Annotated in this window: 3 protein-coding genes; 2 read left to right on the top strand and 1 reads right to left on the bottom strand. The window is 57.9% G+C overall.

Annotated features, from left to right (window positions below; all coding sequences use genetic code 11):
* Positions 1-49: 49 nt before the first annotated feature.
* Complete coding sequence (locus ACXJKH_RS20550; protein WP_457322150.1) at positions 50-610, bottom strand: sce7726 family protein; 561 nt, start codon at positions 608-610, stop codon at positions 50-52.
* Positions 611-686: 76 nt separating this feature from the next.
* Between ACXJKH_RS20550 and ACXJKH_RS20545 the strand changes: the two genes are divergently transcribed.
* Positions 687-1,016 carry a hypothetical protein gene (locus ACXJKH_RS20545; protein WP_457322148.1) on the top strand — a complete coding sequence of 110 codons (330 nt, stop codon included), beginning with the start codon at positions 687-689 and terminating at the stop codon, positions 1,014-1,016.
* Positions 1,017-1,046: 30 nt separating this feature from the next.
* Positions 1,047-1,365, top strand: a 319-nt coding sequence (locus ACXJKH_RS20540; protein WP_457322146.1) for a hypothetical protein, incomplete at its 3' end; no start/stop codon positions are given.

Raw genomic sequence — 1,365 nt, 5'->3', positions numbered from 1 at the left:
TCTCTGAGTTCTGGACACATCACATCAGCTATGTGCTGAAAAAACAGTATTAGTGGAGCGCCACTGCGCTGTTCGCCCGCACGAGCAGCGCAGTGCGAATGTGTGCCTTGATCTCCTCCAGACTCAGCGTCTCGGTGATGTGCTGCTGGATCAGGTACAGGCTCTTGCTCTTCCAGCCTTTCAATTGCCCTTCCAAGCGCAGTACCTCCAATGCCTCCTCCTTGTTCAGGATGGAAGCGAGGGATGCGGCCTTGTGCCGGACATTCAAGCCCGCCTCGCGCAAGCACTGGAACGTACCCGTCTCAGCGTCGACCACCATTGCACCCCACCAGGGCGGCAACAGGTCCATCGCCTTGGCCACGTGGCAGGGGGCCATGACCAAGGTGACCCGATCGAAGACCCAGCCGTAACGAGAGCCTTGATTGATCAGCCGGGCCAGGCTATCGGCCTCGCTCTTGATCTCAAAGCAATGCATATCCTCAACCAGCACCAGATCGGCCCGCACCTCCCCACCGTGCAGCCGCAGCTCTTCCAGCAGCGAGATCGCTTGGACAGCAGATTGCCTCGCCAGATGGCCGGCCAAAGCCTGTTTGATCTGTAGCTCTCTCATGGGAACCAGGGCGGAGGGGTGTACAGCGGGAGGATATCATAGTTATGCTTATATGCACTTCACATTATCTATTTGCATGAAACGTCTGAAGCAGCCGCACAGCCTGGCTCTGGAGTTGCGTGGAAGGTTTGAGGCAGACGGGCTCACCACCAGCTCTGCGATTGCCCGCGCTGCGAGCATTGGCCAGCCTCAGGTCTACCGGAATTTGTTCGGTGGGCCCAAGCGCGTCACTCGGACATTGAAGCATCTATGCAAATACGCAGGCATTGATGCATACGAGGGCACCAGTGATCCCGGGGAGTCCAAGGTGTTGATGGATGCTCTGTCGGCTGTATGGGATGGAACCGACGGGCACGCTCAACGCCTGGCGAAGCTTCTTTTTGCCCACCAGCGGGCCCACATGTAAGAATTGGCCTAGGCCCAATGGAGGCCAAGGATGAACAAGAACACGCCAACGGTGACGGTCAAGAGCGCATATCACGCGCTCGGCGAGGCCGGCTACCCTAAAAGTTTTGTATCTCGCCTTTTACCGGACTGGTGGGACAACGCACTTTTCAAGACAAGCAGCGGGGCTATCGAGTTTGCCTCGATACTCAAGCAACGGCTTGGCTTGGATGTCCGATTTGGTGACAGCGGTGAGCTTGAAGTGCTCGCCTCAAACCGCCCTGCCCGTTACAAAAAGAGAGCTGCCACGCTGGTGAGCGAGCTGCAGGTCTGCTCGAGCCTGGGCATGGCCCTGGGCAAGCTTGCGCTGT

The organism is Stenotrophomonas sp. P5_B8 (assembly GCF_054049855.1).
The sequence above is the reverse complement of the archived record's forward strand: the minus strand, read 5'-3'. Positions and strand labels throughout refer to the sequence as shown.